Here is a 22976-nt window from a genome sequence, read left to right on the forward strand (position 1 = left end):
TTTATGTCTTGTCGCGGAATGAAGGAGAGGCCCATGAGACTGGTTGTGCCGGAGTGGATGCAGCCGATGTACGACGCCCACCACTTCGCACCCGCAGTGATCGACGGCGACCACCTGCGCTGCTCGGGGATGATGGGCCTGCGGCCGGACCTGACCCTGCCCGAGGAACCGCAGGCACAGTTCACGCAGGCGTTCGAGAACCTGCGCGGGCTGCTGGCCGAGGCGGGGCTGACGTTCGCCGATGTCGTCGACATCACCAGCTTCCACGTCGACCTGCAGCACCACATCCAGGCGTTCGGCGCGGTCAAGGACCAGTTCGTGGCAGCGCCGTACCCGGCGTGGACCGCCGTCGGTGTCACCGAGCTGGCCATGGGCGCGCTGGCCGAGATCAAGATCCTCGCGCGGATGCGCTGACCGCCACCGGTTTCCCCACCGAGAAGAGAAACTAGGATGTGCAAGTATGCCGGTTGACCGCCTCTTGCCCTCGGACGACGCTCGCGACCTCATCGCGCTGACCCGCGATGTCGCCGACAAGGTCCTCGACCCGATCGTCGACGAGTACGAGCGCGACGAGAAATATCCCGACGGCGTCATGGCCCAGCTCGGCGCGGCCGGACTGTTGAGCCTGCCCCAACCCGAGGAGTGGGGTGGCGGTGGTCAGCCGTACGAGGTCTACCTGCAGGTACTTGAGGAGATCGCCGCGCGGTGGGCCGCGATCGGCGTCGCGGTCAGCGTGCACAGCCTGTCCTCGCACCCGCTGCTGGCCTACGGCGCCGAGGAACAGAAGAAGCGCTGGCTGCCGGACATGCTGTCCGGTGAGCAGATCGGCGCCTACAGCCTGTCCGAACCGCAGGCCGGCTCCGATGCCGGGGCACTGAGCTGCAAGGCCACCCGCGACGGCGACAGCTACGTCCTCAACGGGTCGAAGGCGTGGATCACCCACGGCGGCAGGGCCGATTTCTACACCCTGTTCGCCCGTACCGGCGAGGGCAGCAAGGGCATCTCCTGCTTCCTGGTCCCCGCCGATCTCGAAGGCCTCAGTTTCGGCAAGCCCGAGGAGAAGATGGGCCTGCACGCGGTGCCCACCACCTCGGCGTTCTACGACAACGCGCGCCTGGACGCCGACCGGTTGATCGGACAAGAGGGCCAAGGCCTGTCGATCGCGTTCTCCGCGCTGGACTCCGGCCGCCTCGGCATCGCCGCGGTCGCCGTCGGTATCGCGCAGGCCGCCCTGGACGAGGCCATCCGGTACGCCAACGAGCGAACCACGTTCGGCCGCAAGATCATCGACCATCAGGGGCTCGGCTTCCTGCTGGCCGATATGGCCGCCGCGGTGGTCAGCGCGCGGGCCACGTATGTGGATGCCGCCCGCAGACGGGATCAAGGCCTGCCCTACTCGACCCAGGCCAGCGTCGCGAAGCTGATCGCCACCGACGCGGCGATGAAGGTCACCACCGATGCCGTGCAGGTGTTCGGCGGCGTCGGCTACACCCGCGACTTCCGCGTCGAGCGGTTCATGCGCGAAGCCAAGATCACCCAGATCTTCGAAGGCACCAATCAGATTCAGCGCCTGGTCATCTCGCGGGGGCTGGGATCCTGACGAACGGCGTGACCGCGGCCAGGAACTGATCGGGCTGCTCGACCATCGGCGTGTGTCCGGACCCCTCGATCACCACCGGCGGCAATCCGGCGGCGGTGTAGCGCTCCACGTTGGGCGCGGTCGGGGTCAGCACATCCTCGTCGCCCCACAGCACCAACACCGGCTTGTGCAGTGCGGCAAGGGTTTCCACCGTCGGATGCGGACCTTCGGTGGAGTCGCACAACCCGGTGTAGGTCAGGCGCTCCAGCGAGCGGTGCGCGTAATCGGGCACCGGGTAGTCCGCGGCGAACCCCGTCTGCAGTGACCCCTCGCTGATCGCGTCGACGCTGCGGGCCAGATCCATCGCCGGGCCGATCACCGGCCAGCACACCATCTGCCCCAACAGCGGCATGGTGACCAGGTCATCGGCGGCCGGGGTGTCCGAGACCACGACCCGCTCCACCAGGTCGGGGTACTGCCGGGCCAGCTCGGCCGAGACCGCCCCGCCCATCGAATGCCCGACCAGCACCGCACGCCGCACACCGAGTGCCACGAGCGCGTTGCGCACCGCCGTGGCCTGTTCGGCCGAGTGATACGCGGCACCGTCGGCGGGCGCCTCGGAGCCGCCGTGGCCGACCAGATCGATCGCGATCACCCGCTGGTCGCGGGCCAGCTGCGGGGCCACCTGTTCCCACCACTCGATCGAGGCCGAGTACCCGTGCAGCAACACCACCGCACGCTCCCCCGGCGGCCCGTATTCACGCACGTTGAGGTCCGGGCCGTCCAGCTCCAGCACGTGCCCGCCCGCGAACGGCTCGGCCTGGCGATGCTCTTTGGTCGCCACCAGTTCGTTGAGCAGCAACGCCGCCACGACCAGCACCAGCACGCCCAGGGCGATGCGCAATTTCATGGTGCGCACGGTAGTGCGCGACCGCCGCTGGTGACCAGCCATTTTCCCCGGTGGTAACGGGCGCGGCGAACGGCCTCATAATGGCAGGTGCCATGAATGCACCCGCCCACTCGACCGGCGCACCCCGCCACCGTATGCCCAACCGGGGCGTACGGGCTGCCCGACGCGCCGCTGTCAGCCTGGTGGCGGTGGCGGTGCTGGCGGGCACGGGCGCCGGGTGGGTGTCCTATCACGGGGCGCTGGACGGCATCACCACGTCCAACGCGCTGGAAGGCGGCCCGGTCTCGTCCGGGGATACCGAGAACATCCTGATCATGGGGCTGGACAGCAGGCTGGATCAGCACGGCAACCCGCTGCCCGAGGACATCTACGAGGCCCTGCACGCCGGTGATGAGACCGTCGGCGGCTACAACGCCAACGTGCTGATCGTGGTGCACCTGCCCGGCGACGGCGGCCCGGCCACCGCGTTCTCCATTCCCCGCGACGACTACGTCGAGCTGGCCGGGTGCGACATCGACCCGTGTAAGGGCAAGGTCAAGCAGGCCTACGGGTGGGCCTATCAGCGCGAGATGGAAACCTTGGAGTCTTCGTCGTACGAAGACCCGTCGGCCAACGAGCAGCAGGCCCGTGAAGCCGGGCGCCGGGCCCAGATCGCCACCGTGCGCAACCTGCTCGGCATTCCCATCGACCACTTCGTCGAGGTCACGCTCGGCGCGTTCTTCCAGATCGCCAAGGCGGTGGCACCGATCACGGTATGCCTCAACGCCGACACCTCCGACCCCTACTCGGGGGCCGACTTCCATCAGGGTGTGCAGCAGATCGACGCCGCGCAGGCGATGGCCTTCGTACGTCAGCGCCGCGACGTCAACGACGAGAACTTCACCGACCTCGACCGCACCCGCCGCCAGCAGGCCTTCATCGCCGCGCTGGTATCGGCGCTGGGCCAGAGCGGCGCGCTGTCCAGCCCGGGCAAGCTGCGCGAGTTGCTCAACGTGACCAAGCAGAACGTCGCGCTGGATTCCGGATTCGACCTGGCCAGCTTCGCCAGTCGCGCCTCGGCACTGACCGGCGAGCCGCCGACGCTCTACACCCTGCCGATCAAGGAATTCGGTCAGAACTCGCTGGGTGAGGACATCAACATCGTGGATGTCCCGACGATCCGCAAGATCGTGCACGATCTCGTCTCCAAGGACGACTCCGCGTCCTCGTCGACGCCCACCAGCAAGGCGCAGAAGCTCAACGGCCACGGCGCGGTGCTCGACGTGGTCAATGCGTCCACCTACAGCGGCTTGGCGGCCCAGCTCGAAATAACCTTCGGTGCACATGGATTCACCGAGGGACAGATCGGCGACGGTGAATCGCTGGCCGCCACCACCACGATCGATTACGGGACCGGCGCCGAAGCCGCGGCCCAATCGTTGGCCGATGAGCTCGGCGTGATCGCGGCCCCGTCCGCCGAGGTGGTGCCGGGCACCGTGCAGTTGACGGTGGGGACCGATTTCCCCGGTGACGACTATCTGACGGAATCCGGCGACGCGACGTCGTCGGGGTCCGAGTCGGGGTCCGAGTCGGGGTCCGAGTCCGATTCGGCGTCGGAGTCGACCTGGGATTCGACCGGTGAGTCGACGGAGGAAACCACTGCGAGCACTCCGGTGACCACCGTGGCCGCGACCGCGACCGGCACCAAATCCGCGGCGCCCACCGATCTGAGCCAGATGAAGGTCTCCGGTATTCCCTGCGTGAAATAGCCTCGGCTAGAGCGTGACCCGGACCTGGGTGCCGAACCCGGCCTCCGAGCTGATCGCCATCGAACCGCCCATGGCCTCGATACGAACCTGCAGCGACGCCAGCCCGATATGCCCCTCGGCGACGGCCTCGGCCAATACCGACGGGTCGAACCCTGTCCCGTTGTCGGCCACGGTCAGCACGACGCGCTCGCCGGCCCGATACAGGCCGACGGAGATCGTGGTCGCCCCGGCATGCTTGTTGATGTTGGCCAGCAGTTCACGGGCGGCCCGGTACAGCAGCGCCTGACCTTCGGGGCGCCCGACGTCCTCCAGATCCGCCCGGACGGTCAGATCGGGGCGAGTCTCGTACTGGCGCAACAGCTCCCGCACCGCCGGGGTGATCCCCAACTGGGCCAGGACCTGCGGGTGCAGCGCGGTGACCGTGGAACGCAGCCCGACCGCGGTCTCCTGCAATGCGGCGTGCACCCGGTCCAGGCCCGGATCTGCGATGCGTTCGCGGATCTCATCGAGTTCCAGGCGTGCGGCAAGCAGGGTCTGCAACGGCCCGTCGTGAAGATGTTCGGCCAGTTCGGCATTGCGCAGATCGTCGGCCCGGGTGGATTCCGACACCAACTGGCGGCGCACCTCCATCAACGTCCGCACCCGCGCCGAACGGCGCGCCAGCACAAACGACAGCGCGGTCGACGCCACCGCCAGCCAGGCCAGAAAGCCGACGTGCATGTAGACGATGTCGGGCAGGCCGACGTTGTCGTCGCGCTCGGAGTACAGGATCCACACCGCCAGGTACCCCAGTGCGGTGCTGCCACCGAGCAGCGCGGTCAGCCACGGACGGTCTTGGAACGCAACGGAGATGGGCAACAGGAAGAACACCGGAAGCAGCGCTGCGGTGGCCCCGCCCGACACCGCACACAGGGTGACCAGCACCAGCACATCGACTGCGGTGGAGGCCCATTCGGCCCAGGCCGGCATGGGCCCACGGAACACCACCACCAGCCAGAGCACCGCGACGGCGGCGTAGACGCTCAGGATCACCGCGTACAGGCCGGGCAACCAGTGGTCGACTTCCCACACCGAGACCAGCACCACGATCAGGCCGATCAGCGGAAGCCGCAGCAGCGCCGAGACGCGGACCGGTTGGCTGGTGAAGAATTCGACGACGCGCCCGCCTGCCATGTCAGTCCAGCAGTCGGCGGCGCATCGCCTCAGCGACCGCCGCGCCCCGGTCGCTCACGCCCAGCTTCTCGTAGAGGCGTTGCACATGGGTCTTCACCGTCGACGGGGCCAGGAAGAGCTCCTTGGCCATCGCCGGGATGGACAGGCCCTTGGCGATCAGGTCGAGCACCTCGCGTTCGCGCGGGCTGAGCACGGGCACGTCGGGTTCATTGCGACGACGGATCTCGCCGGCCAGCCCGGCGGCCAGGTTCGGGTCGAGTACGTCTCGGCCCTTCGCGCACGACAGCACGGCGTTCACCAGCTCGCTGCGGGTGGACTCCTTGGACAGGAACCCGGCGGCGCCCTGCTGCAGCGCGGTGTACACGATCGCCGACTCGTCGTGCGCGGAGACCAGCAACACCCGGGTGGGCAACTCGTCACGGCTGACCGCGGCGGCCACCTGGGCCCCGTCGAGTTGTGGCATCCGGTAGTCCAGCACGGCGACCTGCGGCTGGTGGGTCCTGATCAATTCCAGTGCGTCGGCGCCGTTGTCGGCCTCGGCCACCACGTCGATCTCGCCGCTGGAGGTCAAGGCACGCACCACACCCTCGCGGAACATCGGGTGGTCATCACCCACGACCACCCGCAACTTGGCGACCATCGGCCCAGCATTCCACAGCAGCAGGGATGCGGTCGTAAAGTCAGCGAGATGCATCTGGACGAGCTGCGGTGGTTCGTGGTGCTCGCCGAAACCGAGCACGTGACCGACGCCGCAGCCGAACTCGGCATCAGCCAGCCCACCCTGTCACGCGCCCTGGCCCGGCTCGAGGAGCAGGTGGGGGTGCCGCTGTTCGATCGGGTGAACCGGCGCCTTCGGCTCAACGCCTACGGGCACATTCTCCTGGAGCACAGCCGCCGGAGTATCGGCGAAATCCGTTCGGCCACCGAGAGAATCGCCGAGTTGCGCGACCCCGATACCGGGATGGTGCGGCTGGCGTTCCTGCATTCGCAGGCCGGCTGGTACGTTCCGGATCTGTTGCGCCGGTTCCGGGCCGAGGCTCCGCTGGTGCGCTTCGAGCTGTTCCAGGGTGCGGCCCACGAGATCGTCGAACGCCTGGCCGGCGGTGAGGCCGACCTGGCGATCACGTCGCCGCGGCCGGACGGCTTCCGCTGGCGCGGGCTGTACATGGAACGGTTGTGCCTGGCCGTGCCGCGTCAGCATCGGTTCGCCCGCCGATCCCGGATCCGGCTGGCCGACGCCGGAGCCGAACCGTTCGTGGCGCTGGCACCCGACTTCGGCTTGCGTCAGCTCACCGACGAACTGTGCGCCGAGGCCGGTATCTCGCCGCAGGTGGTGTTCGAGGCCATGGAGATCCCCACCATGGAAGGGTTGGTGGCGGCGGGTTTCGGGGTCGCGGTCGTCCCGGTGCCGCGGCCCGAACGCGCCGAACCGGGCGCCGCATACGTGCCGTTGTCGGAGAGTTCGGCCAAACGCCAGATCGGACTGACGTGGAACGCCGACCGTCCGCTACCGCCCGCTGCGGCGCGCCTGGCCGAATTCGTCATGCACAGCGCGCATGCCATTGACTAATCTCATGCATTGGACACATCTTTTGCGGCGCCCTACCGTCGGCTGAGTGCCCACCACCCTGACCACCGTTGACTGGCAGGGACATTCCCGTGGCTCGACCGAGTACCGGCGCCTGCTGGCCGCGTTGTTCTGCGCCGGGGTCGCCACCTTCGCGCAGTTGTACTCCCCGCAGGCCGTACTCCCGCTGATCGCGCAGGACATGGGCACCGGCGCGGCCCACGCCGCACTGATCATCTCGGCGGCCACCGTCGGTCTGGCGCTGGGTGTGATCCCGTGGTCGGCGCTGGCCGACCGCATCGGACGCGTCCAGGCCATGACGATATCCATCACCGCGGCAACGCTTCTCGGTTTGATCGTGCCCCTGGCGCCGGGGACTGCGCTCCTGCTGTCCGGCCGGGTCCTGGAAGGGCTCATGTTGGGCGGGGTGCCCGCGGTGGCCATCGCGTATCTCACCGAGGAGATCGACGCCGGACACGCCGCCCGCGCCGCGGGCACCTACGTCGCGGGCACTACGATCGGCGGACTGGCCGGCCGCCTGGTCACCGGGCCGATCGCCGAGTTCGCCGGATGGCGCGTCGGCGTGCTCGTGGTCGCGGCGCTGTGTGGCCTGTCGGCGTTCGCGTTCGTCAAACTCGCCCCACCCGCGCGGGGCTTCGCCCCGGCCCGCAGCCGCAATCTAGGCCGCCGGCTGGCCGAGAACCTGCGCTCACCCCGACAACTGGTGCTCTACAGCCAGGGCTTCCTGCTGATGGGCGGGTTCGTGGCGATGTACAACTTCCTCGGATTCCGGTTGATGGCCGCGCCGTTCAACCTGCCGCAGACCGTGGTCAGCTTGGTGTTCCTGGCCTACATCGCCGGCACCTGGGCCTCGGCCCGGGCCGGCGCCGAAGCCACCCGGATCGGCCGCAAGACCGTGCTGCTCGGCTCGACCGCCACGATGATCGCCGGCGTCGCGATCACCCTGGCCGACAACGTCTTCGTGGTGCTGGCCGGGCTCCTGATCGCCACTGCCGGGTTCTTCGGCGCACACGCCATCGCCTCAGGGTGGGTCGGCGCCGCCGCCGGTGCCGGCCGGGCCCAGGCGTCCTCGCTCTACAACCTCTTCTACTACGCGGGCTCCAGCGTGGTCGGTTGGGTCGGCGGACTCGCCTTCGACGCCGCGGGCTGGCCGGCGGTGGCCGGCACCGTGATCGGTCTCGCGGTGGTGGCGGGGGCGCTGGCCTGCACTCTGGGCAGCTACCAGAGCTCGATGTCCCGGCCGTACTCCGCTTCCGGGCGCGGACCGAAGTAGCGGCGCTGCGACTCGTCGATCGCGACGTCGTTGATGCTGGCCTCCCGCCGGGACATCAGCCCCTCGGGGCTGAACTCCCACAACTCATTTCCGTAGCTGCGGTACCACTGGCCCGTTGCGTCGTGGCATTCGTACTGAAACCGCACCGCCATCCGGTTCTCCCGAAATCCCCACAGGCTCTTACGTAGTACGTAGTCCAGTTCGCGTTCCCACTTGGCGGTCAGGAACTCCACGATCTGCTCGCGCCCGACGACGTGCTGGTCTCGATTGCGCCACACGGAATCGGGCGTATAGGCCAGGGCGACCCGCTGCGGGTCGCGCGTATTCCACGCATCCTCGGCGGCCTGAACCTTCTGCCGGGCTGTTTCCAGAGTGAAAGGCGGGAACGGCGGGCGGCTCTCGGGTGTGATGGGGGGAGGCGTTCCGGTCATACCACCTTTCTACCTGTTTAACCTTGTGGCTATCGTGGCTGGCATGGACTTCGCGATGTCGGCCAAGGCGGCTGATTACCACTCCCGGTTGACCGACTTCATGACCGAGCACGTGCTGCCGGCTGAGGCCTCCTATCACGCCTATCGGGAGGAGAAGGGCCCCAAGGACCACACCGTTCCCCCGGTCGTGGAGGAGCTCAAGGTCAAGGCCCGTGAGCTCGGCTTGTGGAACCTGTTTCTGCCCTCGGAGTCGGGCCTGACCAACCTGGAGTACGCGCCGCTGGCCGAGCTGAGCGGCTGGAGCATGGAGATCGCTCCGGAGGCCCTGAACTGTGCGGCGCCGGACACCGGGAACATGGAGACCCTGCACCTGTTCGCGAACGAGGCGCAGAGCAAGCAGTGGCTCGAGCCGCTGCTGGCCGGTGAGATCCGCAGCGCGTTCGCGATGACCGAACCGGCCGTCGCGTCCTCGGATGCCCGCAACATCGAGACCACGATGCTGCGTGACGGGGCCGACTATGTGATCAACGGCCGCAAGTGGTGGATCACCGGTGCGGCCGATCCGCGCTGCAAGCTGCTCATCGTGATGGGCCGGACCAACCCGGACGCGGCGTCGCACGCCCAGCAATCGATGATCCTGGTGCCGGTGGACACTCCCGGGGTGGACATCCAGCGCTCACTGCCGGTGTTCGGTTGGCAGGACCAGCACGGGCACTGCGAGATCGTGTTCGACAACGTGCGGGTGCCTGCCGAGAACCTGCTGCACGAAGAGGGCAGCGGTTTCGCGATCGCCCAGGCCCGGCTGGGCCCGGGCCGTATCCACCACTGCATGCGCGCCCTCGGCGCGGCCGAGCGGGCGTTGGCGCTGATGATCGACCGGGTGCAGAAGCGCATCGCATTCGGTAAGCCGTTGGCCGAGCAGGGCGTGGTGCGGGAGTCGATCGCCAAGTCCCGCAACGAGATCGATCAGGCTCGGCTGCTGTGCGAGAAGGCCGCGTGGAAGATCGACCAGGAGGGCAACAAGGCCGCCCACGTGCTGGTCTCCCAGATCAAGTCGGTGGCCCCGCAGATCGCCTGCAACGTCATCGACCGGGCCATCCAGGTGCACGGTGCGGCCGGGGTCAGCGACGATGTCCCGCTGGCGCGGCTCTATTCCTGGCACCGCGCGATGCGGCTGTTCGACGGCCCCGACGAGGTCCACATGCGCACCATCGCCCGCGCCGAGCTGGGCCGGGAGAAATCGCCTCTTGCTGCGGCGGCGACAAAATGACCGTCGAGCTGTGGGAACTGTCGGGGGCATGGAACTTTCGTGACGTCGCCGAGACCGCCGGAATCCGGCCGGGCCTGCTGTACCGCTCCAGTGAGTTGAGCCGGCTCACCGACGACGGCCGCATGGCGTTTCGCGGGCTGGGCATCACCGATGTCGCCGACCTGCGCTCGCACCAGGAAGTCGTGCGGCGCGGGCCGGGTCAGGTGCCCGACGGGGTGACCGTGCACATGCTGCCGTTCCACCGGGACGACGCCTCCAACCAGGACGCACCACACGAGAACACCTTTCAGCGGGTGATGGCCGAGTCGCCCGACGGCGAGGACGTCTCAACCTCCGCGCGCCGCTACATGACCGAGGTCTACGAAGAATTCCCCAGCCTGCCCGGCGCGCATACCGCTGTGCGGGAGGTGATTTCGCTGCTCGGAGCAAACCGCCCGGTCATCGCGCACTGCTTCGCGGGCAAGGACCGGACCGGGTTCACCGTGGCGACCGTGCTCACTGCCGTCGGCGTGAACCGCGATGCGGTCATCACCGACTTCCTGCGCAGCAACGACGCGACCGTCGCCCTGCGGGAACGCATCATGGAATCGGTACGGGCCCGGGCAGATTCGGCCGAGGCGATCACCTACGCCGAGGCCCGGTTGTCCGACGACGTGCTGGGCGTACATGAGGAGTACCTCGACGCGGCGTGGCGAAAGCTCGACGCGGCGTACGGGTCGGTGCAAGGTTTCCTCGAGGCGTCGGGGGTGTCTGCCGAGGATCTCGCGGCACTGCGGGCCAGCCTGGTGGGTTGATACCGGTCGGCGGTGACCTGCCACCTCAGGACGGGCGGGTCACCGCCAGACTCACCCCGACCTCATCGGCCACCTTCATCGCGCCCATCAACATCGAGTACGGCTTGATCCCGAACTCGCTGTGCCGCACCGAAGCCGCGCCGGCCAGGGAATCGTCGGAAACCTGAACCTCGACCGTCTGCTCAGCCGAGTGGCCGGCAAGGTCGAGAACCCCCACGATCCGTACCACGGAACCGGAACGCTCGACCGATGTGGACCGGAAGACCGCCTGCGGAAACTTCTTCGCGCGCAGCGTCTTCAATGCGTTGGACCGGATCAGCCCCTTCTCGGCACCGGTCAACGGCGTCATACCGCCCTCGCCCCGCAGCACATCCAGGGAATCGAGGTCGACCGTCACCTCCACCGCTGCCGGTTCATCACCGTCCCATTCCACCTCGGCGTGCCAGGCCCGCATCGCGATGGTCAACCGGTGACCCATCCGCGAGGCGCTACCCGCCACACCGGTCCGGAGCAGCAACTCACCCGAGTCGGGGCCCAGGTCCCACTGCGTCACGACGCGATCACCAGACCCACCACCCACGTGAACGTCGCCAGCATCGCCCCGGTCAACTCGACCCCGACCGACAGCGCAACTCCCTTGAGCGCGTGCACGGTTGACGTCCAGGCCCGCCGATAGTCACGGCGCGAGGCCAACTCGGCCAGGTACACCCCTGCGACGAATCCGATCACCAACCCGATCACCGGGATGACGAAGAAGCCGATCAGGCCGAGCACACCACCGGCCACCAGGCTCCAGATCCCGACCTCGGCGGCCCGCATCCGCCGCACCGGCCACGCGTACTTGATCACCTCGGCCGTCACGAAGAACACCGCCGCGACGCCGAGCGTCACCCAGGCGACCGTGGCGTTCGTACCGGCCTTGACCTCCCAGACCGCCCACACCGCGATGGCGGCGAAGACCAGGAACCCGCCACCGGGCAGCACGGGCAACACGATGCCGAGAAGTCCGATGGCGATCACCAGTGCGACGAGAACGACGCCGAGGGTGCTCACGGTTTCTGCCCACTGTGTGCGGTGTTCACACCACTACGCTACGGCTCCAGCACCAGCTTCCCGCGCACCTGGCCGTTGGCCAGCGCATCGAGTGCCGCGGCACCCTCGGACAGCGGGAACCGCACCGGCGCAGGCGGACGCAGCCCACCGGCCACCAGCTTGTTCAGCTCGGCCCCGACCTGGGCCTGGGCGGCCGGGCTGCGACGCACGAACTCACCCCAACCCACACCGACCACACTGACGTTGCGCAGCAACAAGCGGTTGACCTTGACCGTCGGGATCCCGCCGCCCGCGGCGAATCCGATGACCAAGAGCCGGCCTTCGGGTGCCATGACGCGGATGGCGTCGTCGAAGGCCTCGCCGCCGATCGGGTCCACGACCAGATCCACCCCCTGGCCACCGGTGGCGTCCATGACCGCCTGACGCCAGCCGTCGGTCAGCGGCAACACCACGTCGGCGCCCAGAGACGAGACGAACTCGTCGGCCCCCGACCGGTGCACCATCGCGATCACCTTGGCGCCCATGGCCTTGGCCAGCTGGATCGACGCAGCGCCGATGCCGCCGGCCGCACCGAGCACCAGGACGGTCTCCCCCGGCAGCAAGCCGCCGCGGCGGGCCAGGGCGAACTGCATCGTGTAGTAGTTGCCGAGCAGTGACGCCGCCTGGCCGTCGTCGAGTCCATCGGCGGTGGGGATCACATTGGCCGGCAGGGCCGCCACCTGCTCGGCGTAACCGCCGATCATGGTCATCGCCGATACCCGCTGGCCCGCAGTGAATCCCGAGCCCTCGGGTGCCGAGCGCACCGTCCCGGCGACCTCCATGCCGGGGGTGAACGGCGGTTCGAGCCGCAGCTGGTACTCGCCGCGCAGCAACAGCAGATCGGGGAAGCAGACGCCGGCGGCGCCGACGTCGATGACCACCATGTCGGAAGACACTGGGTCAGGGACGTCGACGTACGCCAGCCCGGAGGTACCGGTAAGTGCCTGCGCTACAAGCGCTTTCACCAGCTCTAGCCCAGCTTGAAGCTGGCCTGCTGGGCGGCGGACAGATCGGTGATCTCGCCCCACTTGGCGGCGATGTCGTCGACCGACGGCACCTCGGTGAAGGTGATGCCGTCGTTCTGGAACAGTGCGGTGCGCTGGACCTTGCCGCCGCCGACGATGAACACCGAGTCGGTGTCGGGCAGTTCCTCGGTCATCAGGTAGGCGACCACCGGGGCGACGTACTCGGGGGTGAGCTTCTCGAACACCTCGGGCGGCAGGATGTCCTGCGTCATACGGGTCGCGGCGATCGGGGCGACCGCGTTGGTCTTGATGTTGTACTTGGCGCCTTCCTGGGCCAGCGTGTTGATCAGACCGACCAGGCCGAGCTTGGCGGCACCGTAGTTGGCCTGACCGAAGTTGCCGAACAGGCCGCTGGTGGAGGTGGCGACGACGACGCGGCCGAAGCTCTGCTCACGGAAGTGCGGCCAGGCGGCACGGATGACGTTATAGCCACCGTAGAGGTGCACCTTCAGCACGGCGTCCCACTGCTCGAACGTCATCTTGTGAAAGGTGCCGTCGCGCAGGATGCCCGCGTTGGAGACGACGCCGTCGACCTTGCCGAACTCGTCGATCGCGGTCTTGATGATGTTCTCGGCGCCCTCGGGCTCGGCGACGCTGTCGTAGTTGGCGACGGCACGGCCACCGGCGGCCTTGATCTCGGCCACCACCTCGTCGGCCATGTTGTGTCCGGCGCCGGACCCGTCCCGGGCACCGCCGAGATCGTTGACGACGACGCTGGCGCCCTCGCGTGCGAGCGTCAGGGCGTATTCACGGCCCAGACCTCCACCGGCACCGGTGACGACGACGACGCGATCCTGCACTCCTGGCATGGGGATTCCTCCTCGATAACGGGCCGCGAAACGGCTCAGCTCACCTCCTGTATACGGCGGCGGCCTCGCGGTCGGCGCATCGGGTCGCCCCTAGGTACGGCTCAGAGCTTTTCAGCGGTGACGAACGTGGAGAAGGCGCGGTTCTCGTTGTGCTCGATCTCGACGTAACGGCCCAGGCGGCGCATCTCGTCGAGCGAGTGCACGCCGTCGGCGCGCCAACCGTGAGAACCGAGCCACTCGGCGACATCGGCCCGGTCGGGATCCTCATAGATCAGGTCCTGGATGTTTATCGCCTGCTCCATGTTGAACTGCGCGGCGAAGCGTTCGAAACGCTCGCGCATCTCCTCGCGACGCTCGCTCGCGGTCACCCCGGCCGTCTCGGCCGCGACCCGGCTTCCCGGTGCAGACAACTCGGTAACCAACTCGAACAGCCGATCCTGGGCATCGGCAGGCAGGTACATCAGCAGGCCCTCGGCCAGCCACGCGGTCGGCTGCCCATCGTCAAAGCCCGCCTCCCGCAATGCCTTCGGCCAATCCTGACGCAGGTCGATCGCCACCTCGCGCCGCTGCGCGGACGGTTGCGCACCGTGAGCGGCCAGGGTTTCGGCCTTGTACTGCAGCACCTTGGGCTGGTCGATCTCGAACACCGTGGTGCCGGCCGGCCACTCGATCCGGTACGCCCGGGAATCCAGGCCCGAGGCCAGGATGACGATCTGGCGGATGCCTGCGTCGGCCGCAGCGGTGAAGTACTCGTCGAAGAAGTGCGTACGCACCGCCTGATAGCTGCCCATGTGCTCGAAGACCTTGGCCGCCTCGGCGTCGACCGCTGCGATCTTGCCGACGGCGTCGTGGTCGAGCAGGGTCTCCCAGAAGCCGGTTCCGGCACCGGCCACCAGGATCGCCGCGTACGGATCGCGGATCAGCGGGTTCTCACGTCCGGTCTCCCCGGCCCGTGCGGCGGCGACCATCACGGCCGTCGACCCCACGCTCGTGGCGATGTCCCAGGTGTCGTCGTGGCTGCGCAGCGAGCTCATCGGGTTTCTCCATCCCATCGGGCGCGCAACAGCACGCTGTCCAAACCGATTTCGGCAAGTTCGTCGGCGGCGGCTCCACGGCCCAACCGGGCCATCTCGTCGGCGCTGGCCACGGCGTCGACCTCCCAGCCGTGGGCGGCGAGCCATTCGGTGGCGCCGGTCCGCCCGTCACCGGTGTACATCAGCGCGTCGGCGTCGATATCCAAGCCCAGCGAGGTACGCATACGCTCGCGGCGGGCCCGGCGCGCGGCGCGCTTCTCCGGGGTGAAACGGGCCGGATCCATCACGAAGTCCTCGACGGCGATGCGGCTTCCCGGTGCGCTGTGCGTTCTGACGAGTTCGAACAACCGGTCCTGGGCCTCGGCGGGCAGGTACGGCAGCAGTCCCTCGGCCAGCCACGCGGTGGGCTGCTCAGGGTCGAAGCCCGCCTCGATCAGCGCTGCCGGCCAGTCCTCGCGCAGGTCGATCGGCACCGGGACGTGCTGTGCCCGGGCCAGCGCCCCGTGCGCCTGCAACGTCTCGGTCTTGTAGTGCAGCACCTTGGGCTGGTCGATCTCGTAGACCGTGGTTCCGGCCGGCCATTCCAGCCGGAACGCCCGCGAATCCAGGCCCGCAGCCAGGATCACGACCTGCCGGATGCCGTCGTGGGCGACCTCGGTGAAGTAGTCGTCGAAGTAGTGGGTACGCACGGCCTGGTAGTTGCGGGCCATGTCGTGGATGCGGTGGGCGTCCGGATCGTCGCCGATCCAGTGCGGTTCGCTACCGGCCAACTGCGCCCACGCCGGACCGGCGGCCGCCACCAGAAGGAAGGCAAACTCGTCACGAACCAGGGGCTCGGGTTGCGCTGTCTCGGCGGCACGGGAGGCGGCCACCCCCAGGGCGGTCGCTCCGACGCTCTCGGTGATGTCCCAACTGTCGCCGTCGACTCGTCCGGGCCGTACGTCACTCAGATCAGTCATTTGCTGATCCATCCTACCGAAGAACTTAGCCAAGCTATACGGCTATGTGGGGCACCTCACGGTGTCGCTGCGTCAATCGCGCAGCTGCCAGAGCTTGTTCGCCATCAGCAGTTCGAACTTGTCCACGATGACCTCGACCTCGTCGCGCTGCCCCACGTAACCGGCGTAGAAGCCCATCCCCCACATCACCGCCACCAGCATCTCCACGATGGCCGGGATGTCGGTGTCGGTGCTCAACTCGCCACCCGCGATCGCCTCATCGACCGCCCACTTGACGAACTCGCGAGAGCTACGCAGTGCGTCGTGCTCCTCGGAGACCAGCTCGGGATGGCGCTGCGCTTCCAGCACCGAGGTCACCAGAAATGCCGCCGCGGACCGGTCGGTGGACTCGGCATCCATCGCCGCGGCGAAAAACGCCGAAATCCGGTTCAGCAGGGTGGTCGCCTCCCGCGCCTTGGCAATGCCGGAGGCGATCACCCTGGCGTTGGTCTGCTCGACGACATCGCGGTACAGAACACGTTTGCTGCTGAAGTAATGGTTGATCGCCGGACGGGTGAGGTCGGCGCGAATCGCGATTGCCTGAAACGTAGCTGCGTCGTAGCCAAGTTCGCTGAAAACTTCACGAGCAGCTCGCACAATGCGTTCACGAGTCTCCGCTGCCTTTGCTGCGGGCGGTCGTCCCGGTCCGCGGCTCGCTGTATGGGCCACATCCAAATTGTGCCACACGTCACCTGAGAGCCCCGGTGGCGTCGTATTTGTGTGCGTTAAATGCGGCTGACCAGCAAAGCCCCACCGCGCCCAAAATATTGACGACAAACTAGCGTTGGCGTCCATGGCAGGGGTTGCTTCACGCGAGTCGTACTTCGAAACCGGGCTGGATGTGCTGTCCGAACTCGGGTACGGCGGGCTCAAACTGGCCGAGGTGTGCAACCGGCTGGGCGTGACAACCGGATCGTTCTATCACTACTTCCCCAACTGGGCGGCCTACACCCGCGAACTGATCGCGCACTGGCGTGAGGCCCGCACCCTGCGGGTGGTCGAGGCGATCCGCGCCGATACCGACCCGCACCACCGCATCGAATCCCTGACCCTGGAGGCACTGGCCCTGCCGTACGGCGCCGAGGCCGCCATCCGGGTGTGGAGTTCGGTGGACCCCGAGGTCTACGCCGTGCAGGCCGTGGTGGACCAGTTGCGCTTCGACATCATCTTCGAATCCGCCCACGAGATCATCGGCGACGAACGCAACGCCCGGTACTTCGCGGCGTGGAGTCTGTACCTGGTCATCGGTTTCGAACAGAGCACCCTGCCGCGTGACACCGAGGCCCTGGAGTGGATCACCTCGCAGATGCGCGACGCGCTGGAATCGGGCCGGTTCACTCCGACCGCCGGGTCGGGCCAACCGGACTAGCATCGGCGATCATGCTGACCCCGGCCACGATCTGGCGCCGGGCAGCTGACCGCCTGCGCGACTCGGTGCGGGCCAGGGATCCCGAGTACGACGCGCTGCGCCGCGCCCTGCGCGCCGCCGTCGTCATGCCCGTCGCCGCCGCAGCCGGGTTCGCCGCCGGTGGCGACTCCCAGACGCCGCTGTTCGCCATCTTCGGAGCGGTCTCCCTGCTCATCACCGCCGATTTTCCGGGAAACCGGCCGGCCCGGGCCCTGGCCTACGGCGGCTTGGCGGTCAACGGCGCGGTGTTGATCGTGCTGGGCACCGTGCTGGCCCCGCATCCGTGGCTGAGCGTGGCGGCGATGTTCGTCGTCGGGATGGCGGTGACGTTCTCCGGCGTGCTCAGCGAGATCGTCGCCGCCGGACAGCGCGCCACCCTGCTGCTTTTCGTGCTGCCGCTGTGTACGCCCGTCGGCCCGATACCCGACCGCCTACTCGGCTGGCTGATCGCGCTCGTCATCTGCGTGCCCGCCGCACTGTTCCTCTTCCGGCCCCGCCACCACGACGAGTTGCGCCGCTATTCGGCCCGGGTGTGCCGGCTGCTGGCCGACCGGCTCGAAGGCCGGGCCTCGGCCCGCGACGTCACCCGCGCGATGAACGCCCTCTACGAAAGCTTCCTGGGGGCCGACTACCGACCCGTCGCACTCAGTGCCGGCAGTCGGGCGTTGGTTCGCGTCGTCGACGACCTCGGCTGGATCTGCGATCAGGTCACCGACGACACCGGAGAACTGCTCGGCGAGATGCGGGCCCCCGCCGTGCGGGTGCTGCGTGACAGCGCCGCGGTGCTGCAGAGTCCGGATCGGACCGAACGTGCCGCGAGCGGAGCCGATCTGCGGGAGGCGCTGGCCGAGCAACGCACCATTGCCCAGGGCAGCTACCGCGACGACATCGTCGAGGTGCTCGGGTCCGCCGACGATGCCGCCGCCATCACGGTGGGCCGCGATCTCCTGATCCGCCGCACCATCTCGGCCACCATCGCGGTGACCGGGCGGGTGATCGGCAATGCCGCACTGGCCGACGCGCGGCCGGTGTGGGCCCGGGTACTGGGCCGGCGCCTCCCCGCAACCGGTGCCGCCGATTGGGTGATGCCCGAGACCGTCGCGATGGCCGCGATCGCCAAGGGACTGGTGGCCACCCGGGCCGTGGTGCTGCGCAACAGCCTGCGGACCGGGCTCGGTTTGGCGGTGGCGGTGGCGGTCACCCACCTGTTTCCGGTGCAGCACGGGTTCTGGGTGGTGCTGGGTGCGATGTCGGTGTTGCGCAGCAGCGCGCTGACCACCGGGACACGCGTGGTGCGAGCCGTGGCCGGCACCGCGATCGGGTTCGTCCTCGGTGCACTGCTCATCGAATTCGTCGGGGTGGAACCGGTGGTGATGTGGATCCTGTTGCCGCTGGTGGCATTCGGGTCGGCCTATGTGCCCGAGGTGGGATCCTTCATCGCCGGGCAGGCGGCCTTCACGATGATGGTGCTGATCAACTTCAACCTGATCGTGCCGACCGGTTGGCGGGTCGGGTTGATCCGGATCGAGGACATCGTGGTCGGGGCACTGGTGGGAATCGTGGTGTCAGTGCTGTTGTGGCCACGCGGTGCGACGGCATCCGTGTCGAAGTCCGTCGATCAGGCCCGCCGGGTGGCCGCGCAGTTCCTCGACGCCGCTGTGCTTCGCGTGACCCGGGGCGCATCCGAGGCGGCCACCGACCGCGTCATCGCCCTGAGCTCCGACGTTCTCTCCGCCGCCCGAACCCTTGACGATGCTGTGCGCCAATATCTTTCGGAGAGCGGCGGACCTACCGACCAACGCGCGCCGGTGGTGCGGGCCGCCAACCGGGCCATCCGGGTGCGCGCCGCCGCAGAGCTGATCGCCGACGTCGTGCCGCCACCGCTGGGTGTCTACCCGCAGACCTGCAGGGTGATCGAGGACCACGCCGCGGCGATCTGCGCCCGGCTCACCGGCGCGGACCCCGCCGCCGTACTGGTGCCGATCGGGGAGAGTCTGGTGGTGTCCCTGCGCGCCGAAGCCGCCGGAACCGATCTGGCGGTTTCGGCGGCGTTGCCACTGGTGACGACTGCAGCGCATCTCGGCGAGCTGGAGTTGTTGTACCCGCAGCCCGCCGAGTCGGTGGGGTAGCCGGTCAGTTCAGGGGCCGGTGCGGCATCAGCGCATTCGGCGGGATCTGGCCGAACTTGCCCGCCTGGTAGTCCTCCAGCGCCTGGATGAGCTCGGCCTTCGAGTTCATCACGAAGGGGCCGTAGTGGAAGACCGGTTCCCGGATCGGTTGACCGCCGAGCAGCAGGACCTCCATGGCGGGCCGGTTGGAATCCTGAGTTCCCTCGGCCGACACCGTGATCCGGTCGCCGGGGCCCAGCACTGCGAGCTGGCCCTGATGGATCGGATGACCGACCGGGCCGACGCTGCCGCGTCCGCTCAGCACGTACACGAGTGCGTTGAAGTCGCGGTTCCACGGCAGGTTGAGCTGCGCACCCGGTTCGATCGTGGCGTGCGCCAGGGTGATCGGGGTGTGTGTAGAACCAGGACCGAGCGCCGGCCCGGTCTCGCTTTCGACGTCCCCGGCGATGATGCGGACCAACGCGCCACCGTCCTGCGAGGACAGCAGCTTGGCATCGGGACCCTCGATGGCCTGGTACCGCGGCGTCGCGAACTTGTCCTTCTTCGGCAGGTTCACCCACAGCTGGATGCCGTGGAACGTACCGCCGTTCTCGACCAGCTCGGCCGGCGGGGTCTCGATGTGCAGGATCCCGGATCCGGCGGTCATCCACTGGGTGGCGCCGTCGGTGATCAGACCGCCGCCACCGTGTGAATCCTGGTGGGCGAAGCGGCCGTCGATCATGTAGGTGACGGTTTCGAAGCCGCGGTGCGGGTGCCAATCGGTGCCCCGCGGTTCGCCGGGCTGGTACTCCACCTCACCCATCTGGTCCATGTGGACGAACGGGTCGAGGTCGGCGGCGCTGACTCCACCGAACGCGCGCACGACGGGGAATCCCTCGCCCTCGTATCCACGCGGGCCGGTGGTGACCGAGCGGACCGGGCGTTCGGTCTCGGACGCCTGGGCTGCTGCGATACGGGGCAGGGTCAAGGTGTCTGCGGTGATGGCTGGCATTTCCTACCTCCTACTGATGGAGTCTGATGGCAGGTGTAACCGGACTGCGGTCCGATTAATTCCTGGGGCAGAAATGGCGTAGTCGACTACGCGGGGCGTTCCGGTCGGAGTGGGTGATGCTCGTTTCGTCTGAGCAGTGCAGCAGGAAGGAGATTCGTCATGAACGCGACGGCCCACCCGAAGCTATTCACCGTATCGGTGGCAGTTACCGTCGCTGCCGCGACGCTTCCGGTACTTCTTCTCACGCGCGCACCCGCTGCGGAGGCGCAATCGTGCGACAAGTGGGCCTTCCCGACCGGACTGTTGACCATCAGCCAGAGCAACGGCGCCGATGTAAACGTGTGGCTTCCCCGTAGTGAGATCGACGCCACGACCGGCGCAGAAAGACCGTTGACGGATATCGCGACGTTCAGCGGCGCTGACGCGCACATCGATCACAGGGGTGGCGACAACGACAATCCGGTGCACGGCCGTCTCAACGGCAGTCTCTCCGGGGACACCATCAAATTCAAGGTCGAGTGGAATGACGGGATCAGAGGACGCTACGACGGCACGGTGACGCCCGACGGCAGGGCGAGCGGCACCACGACCGACGGCACGCATCGGGCCGATTGGACGTTGCGCCAAACCCTGGCTCATTGCTCGGCACCGCCACCTCCGCCTCCGCCGCCCCCACCACCGCCGCCACCACCACCGCCACCACCGCCCGGCCCCGATGTCCTGGTTGTTCCCGGCCGCTCAACAGTGATGGTGACGGTCACGGAGAAGGCCGGGGTGGATGCCGACTGCACCTATGACGCGAAACCCCGGCCCGGGACCTTTGCCCTTGAGGACACGTACGGGTTCCACCTGAAGCCGAAGGAGACTGTTTCCTTCGAGCGGCCGGCGATTCCTGTCATCCCGCCCAAGGCGACATGGGATATCAGGGTCGACTGCGGCGGGAGCAAGGTCACGACCCCTCCCCCGGTCATTTTCTGAACCGACGCCTGACTCCCTGTCAGCCGAGTACGGCGAGTGCGGCGGCGCGGGCGTCGGCGGCTGAAGCGGTGGCCAGCACGGCGTCCGCCGCATCGCGGCACTGTTGCAGTGTCACCTGCGAGAGCTTGGCGCCGACGCCGTTGACCGCTGCCGACGCCGCGGACAGCGAGGACACCCCGAGGCCCGTCAACACGCACGCCAACAGCGGATCGGCTGCCGCCTCACCACACACCCCGACCGGCTTGCCCACCGCCGCCCCGGCCCGCGCTGTGATCGCCACCAGGGTCAGTACCGCCGGCTGCCACGGATCGGTAAGAGCAGCCAGGTCAGCCGACATCCGGTCGGCGGCCATCGTGTACTGCGCGAGGTCGTTGGTGCCGATCGACAGGAACTCGACGTGCTCCAGAATCTTGTCGGCCAACAGGGCCGCGGCGGGGACCTCGATCATCACGCCGGGGGTCAATCCGTGCGAACGCGCCTTGGCGGCAAAGCTTTTCGCCTCGGCCGCGGTGGCGATCATGGGTGCCATCACCCACGGCGCAGTGCCGGTCTGTCTGGCGGCCGCGGCGATCGATTCGAGCTGACGGTCCAGCAGGCCGGGGTTGCCCTCGGCGATACGGATACCGCGCACGCCGAGCGCCGGGTTGGCCTCGTCGGGGTGGCCCGCGAACTTGAGCGGCTTGTCCGAGCCCGCGTCGAGGGTGCGCACCACCACCTTGTGCCCGGCGAACGCCTCGAGCACCTCGCCGTAGATCTTGGCCTGCTCGTCGACGGTCGGTTCGGTGTCGCGGTTGAGGAAGCACAGCTCGGTGCGGAACAGCCCGACGCCCTCGGCCGGGGTTTCCCGTGCTGTCCGGGCGGCCGCGCCGTCCTGCACGTTGGCCAGGATCGCGACGGCGTGACCGTCGGCGGTCGCACCCGGACCGGCCCACTGCCGAGCTGCCCGGGCATCGCGTTGAGCGGCCGCGACGGCTTCGGCCGCTTCCGAGGCGTCGGGGTCGGCCGTCACCGTCCCCGCGGTGCCGTCGAGCAGGACCATGGTGCCGACGGCGACCGCGTCGAGCCCACTGACGGCCACGACGCACGGGATGCCGAGCTGGCGGGCGATGATCGCGGTGTGGCTCGTCGGTCCGCCCAGCGTGGTGACCAATCCGACCACCAGCTGCGGGTCCAGCCCCGCGGTGTCGGCTGGGGCCAGATCCTCGGCGCACAGGATCGACGGGATGTCCGGAAGCGGCACACCGGGTTCCGGCAGTCCGCACAGCTCGGCGACGACACGGTCGCGGATATCGCGCAGGTCGGTGACGCGTTCGGCCATCAGCCCGCCGAGCTGGGTGAACATCTCCACGAACTGCTCGACAGCCTCGGTCACGGCGCGGACCGCCGGGGCTCCGGCCGCGATCCTCTTGTCGGCGGCCCCCAGCCAGGCCCGGTCCTGAGCCAGGGCCGCGGTCGCGGCGAGCACCTCCGAGGCGGCACCCGTGGCGTGCGCGGCCCGGGCCCGCAATCGGGTGGCGACTTCGGTTGCCGCGGCCGCGAACCGTCCCGCCTCGACCGGCCGGTCCGCCTCGGCGATGTCGCCGGCCGGGACCTCGATCGCCGGAAGTGCGCTCACCCGGATCACGGGTGCGTACTGCACACCCGGAACCACCGGAACGCCACGAAGGACCGTGGGTGATGCAGCCGATGCCGTCGTGCTCATGTGAGACAGATTACAGAAATCGGTTGACAAGTCAACACAGTCAA

At 68.3% G+C, this 22976-nt stretch carries 23 protein-coding genes; 10 read left to right on the forward strand and 13 right to left on the reverse strand.

The features are described from left to right. Positions 1-33: 33 nt before the first annotated feature. Together G6N44_RS16875 and G6N44_RS16880 are read left to right on the forward strand one after the other, a co-directional pair. On the forward strand, positions 34-414 hold the full coding sequence (locus G6N44_RS16875) for a RidA family protein (protein WP_163665865.1): 381 nt from the start codon (positions 34-36) through the stop codon (positions 412-414). 46 nt (positions 415-460) lie between these two features. Then, on the forward strand, positions 461-1600 hold the full coding sequence (locus tag G6N44_RS16880) for an acyl-CoA dehydrogenase family protein (RefSeq protein WP_163665867.1): 1140 nt from the start codon (positions 461-463) through the stop codon (positions 1598-1600). Here the strand turns inward: G6N44_RS16880 and G6N44_RS16885 are convergent. Beyond that, complete coding sequence (locus G6N44_RS16885; RefSeq protein WP_163665869.1) at positions 1575-2489, reverse strand: alpha/beta fold hydrolase; 915 nt, start codon at positions 2487-2489, stop codon at positions 1575-1577. The two genes, G6N44_RS16880 and G6N44_RS16885, sit on opposite strands and share 26 nt — an antisense overlap. 92 nt (positions 2490-2581) lie before the next feature. Between G6N44_RS16885 and G6N44_RS16890 the strand changes: the two genes are divergently transcribed. Next, complete coding sequence (locus G6N44_RS16890) at positions 2582-4237, forward strand: LCP family protein (RefSeq protein WP_163665871.1); 1656 nt, start codon at positions 2582-2584, stop codon at positions 4235-4237. A 6-nt stretch (positions 4238-4243) separates the two neighbouring features. Here G6N44_RS16890 and G6N44_RS16895 read toward each other — a convergent pair whose 3' ends face one another. Continuing rightward, positions 4244-5410 (reverse strand): sensor histidine kinase, encoded by a 1167-nt coding sequence (locus G6N44_RS16895; RefSeq protein WP_163665873.1) that lies wholly within the window; start codon positions 5408-5410, stop codon positions 4244-4246. A 1-nt stretch (position 5411) separates the two neighbouring features. Further along, positions 5412-6050 (reverse strand): response regulator, encoded by a 639-nt coding sequence (locus G6N44_RS16900; protein WP_163665875.1) that lies wholly within the window; start codon positions 6048-6050, stop codon positions 5412-5414. Between the two features lie 48 nt (positions 6051-6098). On the opposite strand from G6N44_RS16900, the gene G6N44_RS16905 reads away from it, so the two are divergent. Beyond that, entirely contained in the window at positions 6099-6980 is an 882-nt protein-coding gene (locus G6N44_RS16905; RefSeq protein WP_163665877.1) for a LysR family transcriptional regulator, read from the forward strand. Positions 6981-7026: 46 nt separating this feature from the next. Next, positions 7027-8271 carry an MFS transporter gene (locus tag G6N44_RS16910; protein ID WP_235682756.1) on the forward strand — a complete coding sequence of 415 codons (1245 nt, stop codon included), beginning with the start codon at positions 7027-7029 and terminating at the stop codon, positions 8269-8271. Here the strand turns inward: G6N44_RS16910 and G6N44_RS16915 are convergent. Further along, the gene (locus G6N44_RS16915; protein WP_163665879.1) at positions 8217-8702 is read right to left on the reverse strand and encodes a nuclear transport factor 2 family protein; all 486 of its coding nucleotides are present in this window, start codon (positions 8700-8702) and stop codon (positions 8217-8219) included. The genes G6N44_RS16910 and G6N44_RS16915 overlap by 55 nt on opposite strands. A 43-nt stretch (positions 8703-8745) precedes the next feature. On the opposite strand from G6N44_RS16915, the gene G6N44_RS16920 reads away from it, so the two are divergent. Both G6N44_RS16920 and G6N44_RS16925 read left to right on the forward strand, forming a co-directional pair. Beyond that, entirely contained in the window at positions 8746-9972 is a 1227-nt protein-coding gene (locus tag G6N44_RS16920) for an acyl-CoA dehydrogenase family protein (RefSeq protein WP_163665881.1), read from the forward strand. After that, positions 9969-10766 carry a tyrosine-protein phosphatase gene (locus G6N44_RS16925; protein WP_163665883.1) on the forward strand — a complete coding sequence of 266 codons (798 nt, stop codon included), beginning with the start codon at positions 9969-9971 and terminating at the stop codon, positions 10764-10766. The genes G6N44_RS16920 and G6N44_RS16925 overlap by 4 nt, the downstream gene beginning before the upstream one ends. Positions 10767-10791: 25 nt before the next feature. Here G6N44_RS16925 and G6N44_RS16930 read toward each other — a convergent pair whose 3' ends face one another. From G6N44_RS16930 to G6N44_RS16960, 7 genes are all read right to left on the reverse strand, one after another. Beyond that, positions 10792-11319 (reverse strand): YceI family protein, encoded by a 528-nt coding sequence (locus G6N44_RS16930; RefSeq protein ID WP_179964397.1) that lies wholly within the window; start codon positions 11317-11319, stop codon positions 10792-10794. After that, positions 11316-11819, reverse strand: a complete 504-nt coding sequence (locus G6N44_RS16935) for a DUF456 domain-containing protein (RefSeq protein ID WP_163665887.1) — start codon at positions 11817-11819, stop codon at positions 11316-11318. The genes G6N44_RS16930 and G6N44_RS16935 overlap by 4 nt, the downstream gene beginning before the upstream one ends. Before the next feature lie 38 nt (positions 11820-11857). Next, a complete protein-coding gene (locus G6N44_RS16940) occupies positions 11858-12823 on the reverse strand; it encodes an NADPH:quinone oxidoreductase family protein (RefSeq protein ID WP_163665889.1) in 966 nt (321 codons plus the stop codon). Positions 12824-12828: 5 nt separating this feature from the next. Next, positions 12829-13692, reverse strand: coding sequence for an SDR family oxidoreductase (locus G6N44_RS16945; protein WP_163665891.1), 864 nt, complete (start codon positions 13690-13692; stop codon positions 12829-12831). 101 nt (positions 13693-13793) lie between these two features. Further along, the gene (locus G6N44_RS16950; RefSeq protein WP_163665892.1) at positions 13794-14726 is read right to left on the reverse strand and encodes a class I SAM-dependent methyltransferase; all 933 of its coding nucleotides are present in this window, start codon (positions 14724-14726) and stop codon (positions 13794-13796) included. After that, entirely contained in the window at positions 14723-15685 is a 963-nt protein-coding gene (locus G6N44_RS16955) for an SAM-dependent methyltransferase (RefSeq protein ID WP_163665894.1), read from the reverse strand. The genes G6N44_RS16950 and G6N44_RS16955 overlap by 4 nt, the downstream gene beginning before the upstream one ends. Positions 15686-15757: 72 nt before the next feature. Next, complete coding sequence (locus G6N44_RS16960; protein ID WP_163670069.1) at positions 15758-16393, reverse strand: TetR/AcrR family transcriptional regulator; 636 nt, start codon at positions 16391-16393, stop codon at positions 15758-15760. A 124-nt stretch (positions 16394-16517) separates the two neighbouring features. On the opposite strand from G6N44_RS16960, the gene G6N44_RS16965 reads away from it, so the two are divergent. Next, the gene (locus G6N44_RS16965; RefSeq protein WP_163665897.1) at positions 16518-17093 is read left to right on the forward strand and encodes a TetR/AcrR family transcriptional regulator; all 576 of its coding nucleotides are present in this window, start codon (positions 16518-16520) and stop codon (positions 17091-17093) included. An 11-nt stretch (positions 17094-17104) separates the two neighbouring features. Next, positions 17105-19261 carry an FUSC family protein gene (locus tag G6N44_RS16970; protein ID WP_163665899.1) on the forward strand — a complete coding sequence of 719 codons (2157 nt, stop codon included), beginning with the start codon at positions 17105-17107 and terminating at the stop codon, positions 19259-19261. Positions 19262-19265: 4 nt separating this feature from the next. Here G6N44_RS16970 and G6N44_RS16975 read toward each other — a convergent pair whose 3' ends face one another. Continuing rightward, positions 19266-20252, reverse strand: a complete 987-nt coding sequence (locus G6N44_RS16975; protein WP_163665901.1) for a pirin family protein — start codon at positions 20250-20252, stop codon at positions 19266-19268. A gap of 159 nt (positions 20253-20411) precedes the next feature. On the opposite strand from G6N44_RS16975, the gene G6N44_RS16980 reads away from it, so the two are divergent. Then, a complete protein-coding gene (locus tag G6N44_RS16980) occupies positions 20412-21230 on the forward strand; it encodes a hypothetical protein (RefSeq protein WP_163660026.1) in 819 nt (272 codons plus the stop codon). A gap of 19 nt (positions 21231-21249) precedes the next feature. On the opposite strand, the gene ptsP is transcribed toward G6N44_RS16980, so the two are convergent. Then, positions 21250-22932 carry a phosphoenolpyruvate--protein phosphotransferase gene (gene ptsP / locus G6N44_RS16985; RefSeq protein WP_235682757.1) on the reverse strand — a complete coding sequence of 561 codons (1683 nt, stop codon included), beginning with the start codon at positions 22930-22932 and terminating at the stop codon, positions 21250-21252. Between the last annotated feature and the right edge of the window lie 44 nt (positions 22933-22976).

Source organism: Mycolicibacterium alvei (assembly GCF_010727325.1).
Classification (GTDB): domain Bacteria; phylum Actinomycetota; class Actinomycetes; order Mycobacteriales; family Mycobacteriaceae; genus Mycobacterium; species Mycobacterium alvei.

What these genes read in the sequence shown, in the direction of transcription:
- G6N44_RS16890 (WP_163665871.1), top strand. Translation starts at nt 2,582, where the DNA reads ATGAATGCACCCGCCCACTCGACCGGCGCACCCCGCCACCGTATGCCC.
- G6N44_RS16900 (WP_163665875.1), bottom strand. Translation starts at nt 6,050, where the DNA reads ATGGTCGCCAAGTTGCGGGTGGTCGTGGGTGATGACCACCCGATGTTC.
- G6N44_RS16955 (WP_163665894.1), bottom strand. Translation starts at nt 15,685, where the DNA reads ATGACTGATCTGAGTGACGTACGGCCCGGACGAGTCGACGGCGACAGT.
- G6N44_RS16945 (WP_163665891.1), bottom strand. Translation starts at nt 13,692, where the DNA reads ATGCCAGGAGTGCAGGATCGCGTCGTCGTCGTCACCGGTGCCGGTGGA.
- G6N44_RS16885 (WP_163665869.1), bottom strand. Translation starts at nt 2,489, where the DNA reads ATGAAATTGCGCATCGCCCTGGGCGTGCTGGTGCTGGTCGTGGCGGCG.
- G6N44_RS16965 (WP_163665897.1), top strand. Translation starts at nt 16,518, where the DNA reads ATGGCAGGGGTTGCTTCACGCGAGTCGTACTTCGAAACCGGGCTGGAT.
- G6N44_RS16875 (WP_163665865.1), top strand. Translation starts at nt 34, where the DNA reads ATGAGACTGGTTGTGCCGGAGTGGATGCAGCCGATGTACGACGCCCAC.
- G6N44_RS16980 (WP_163660026.1), top strand. Translation starts at nt 20,412, where the DNA reads ATGAACGCGACGGCCCACCCGAAGCTATTCACCGTATCGGTGGCAGTT.
- G6N44_RS16905 (WP_163665877.1), top strand. Translation starts at nt 6,099, where the DNA reads ATGCATCTGGACGAGCTGCGGTGGTTCGTGGTGCTCGCCGAAACCGAG.
- G6N44_RS16975 (WP_163665901.1), bottom strand. Translation starts at nt 20,252, where the DNA reads ATGCCAGCCATCACCGCAGACACCTTGACCCTGCCCCGTATCGCAGCA.
- G6N44_RS16950 (WP_163665892.1), bottom strand. Translation starts at nt 14,726, where the DNA reads ATGAGCTCGCTGCGCAGCCACGACGACACCTGGGACATCGCCACGAGC.
- ptsP (WP_235682757.1), bottom strand. Translation starts at nt 22,932, where the DNA reads ATGAGCACGACGGCATCGGCTGCATCACCCACGGTCCTTCGTGGCGTT.
- G6N44_RS16895 (WP_163665873.1), bottom strand. Translation starts at nt 5,410, where the DNA reads ATGGCAGGCGGGCGCGTCGTCGAATTCTTCACCAGCCAACCGGTCCGC.
- G6N44_RS16915 (WP_163665879.1), bottom strand. Translation starts at nt 8,702, where the DNA reads ATGACCGGAACGCCTCCCCCCATCACACCCGAGAGCCGCCCGCCGTTC.
- G6N44_RS16920 (WP_163665881.1), top strand. Translation starts at nt 8,746, where the DNA reads ATGGACTTCGCGATGTCGGCCAAGGCGGCTGATTACCACTCCCGGTTG.
- G6N44_RS16970 (WP_163665899.1), top strand. Translation starts at nt 17,105, where the DNA reads ATGCTGACCCCGGCCACGATCTGGCGCCGGGCAGCTGACCGCCTGCGC.
- G6N44_RS16925 (WP_163665883.1), top strand. Translation starts at nt 9,969, where the DNA reads ATGACCGTCGAGCTGTGGGAACTGTCGGGGGCATGGAACTTTCGTGAC.
- G6N44_RS16880 (WP_163665867.1), top strand. Translation starts at nt 461, where the DNA reads ATGCCGGTTGACCGCCTCTTGCCCTCGGACGACGCTCGCGACCTCATC.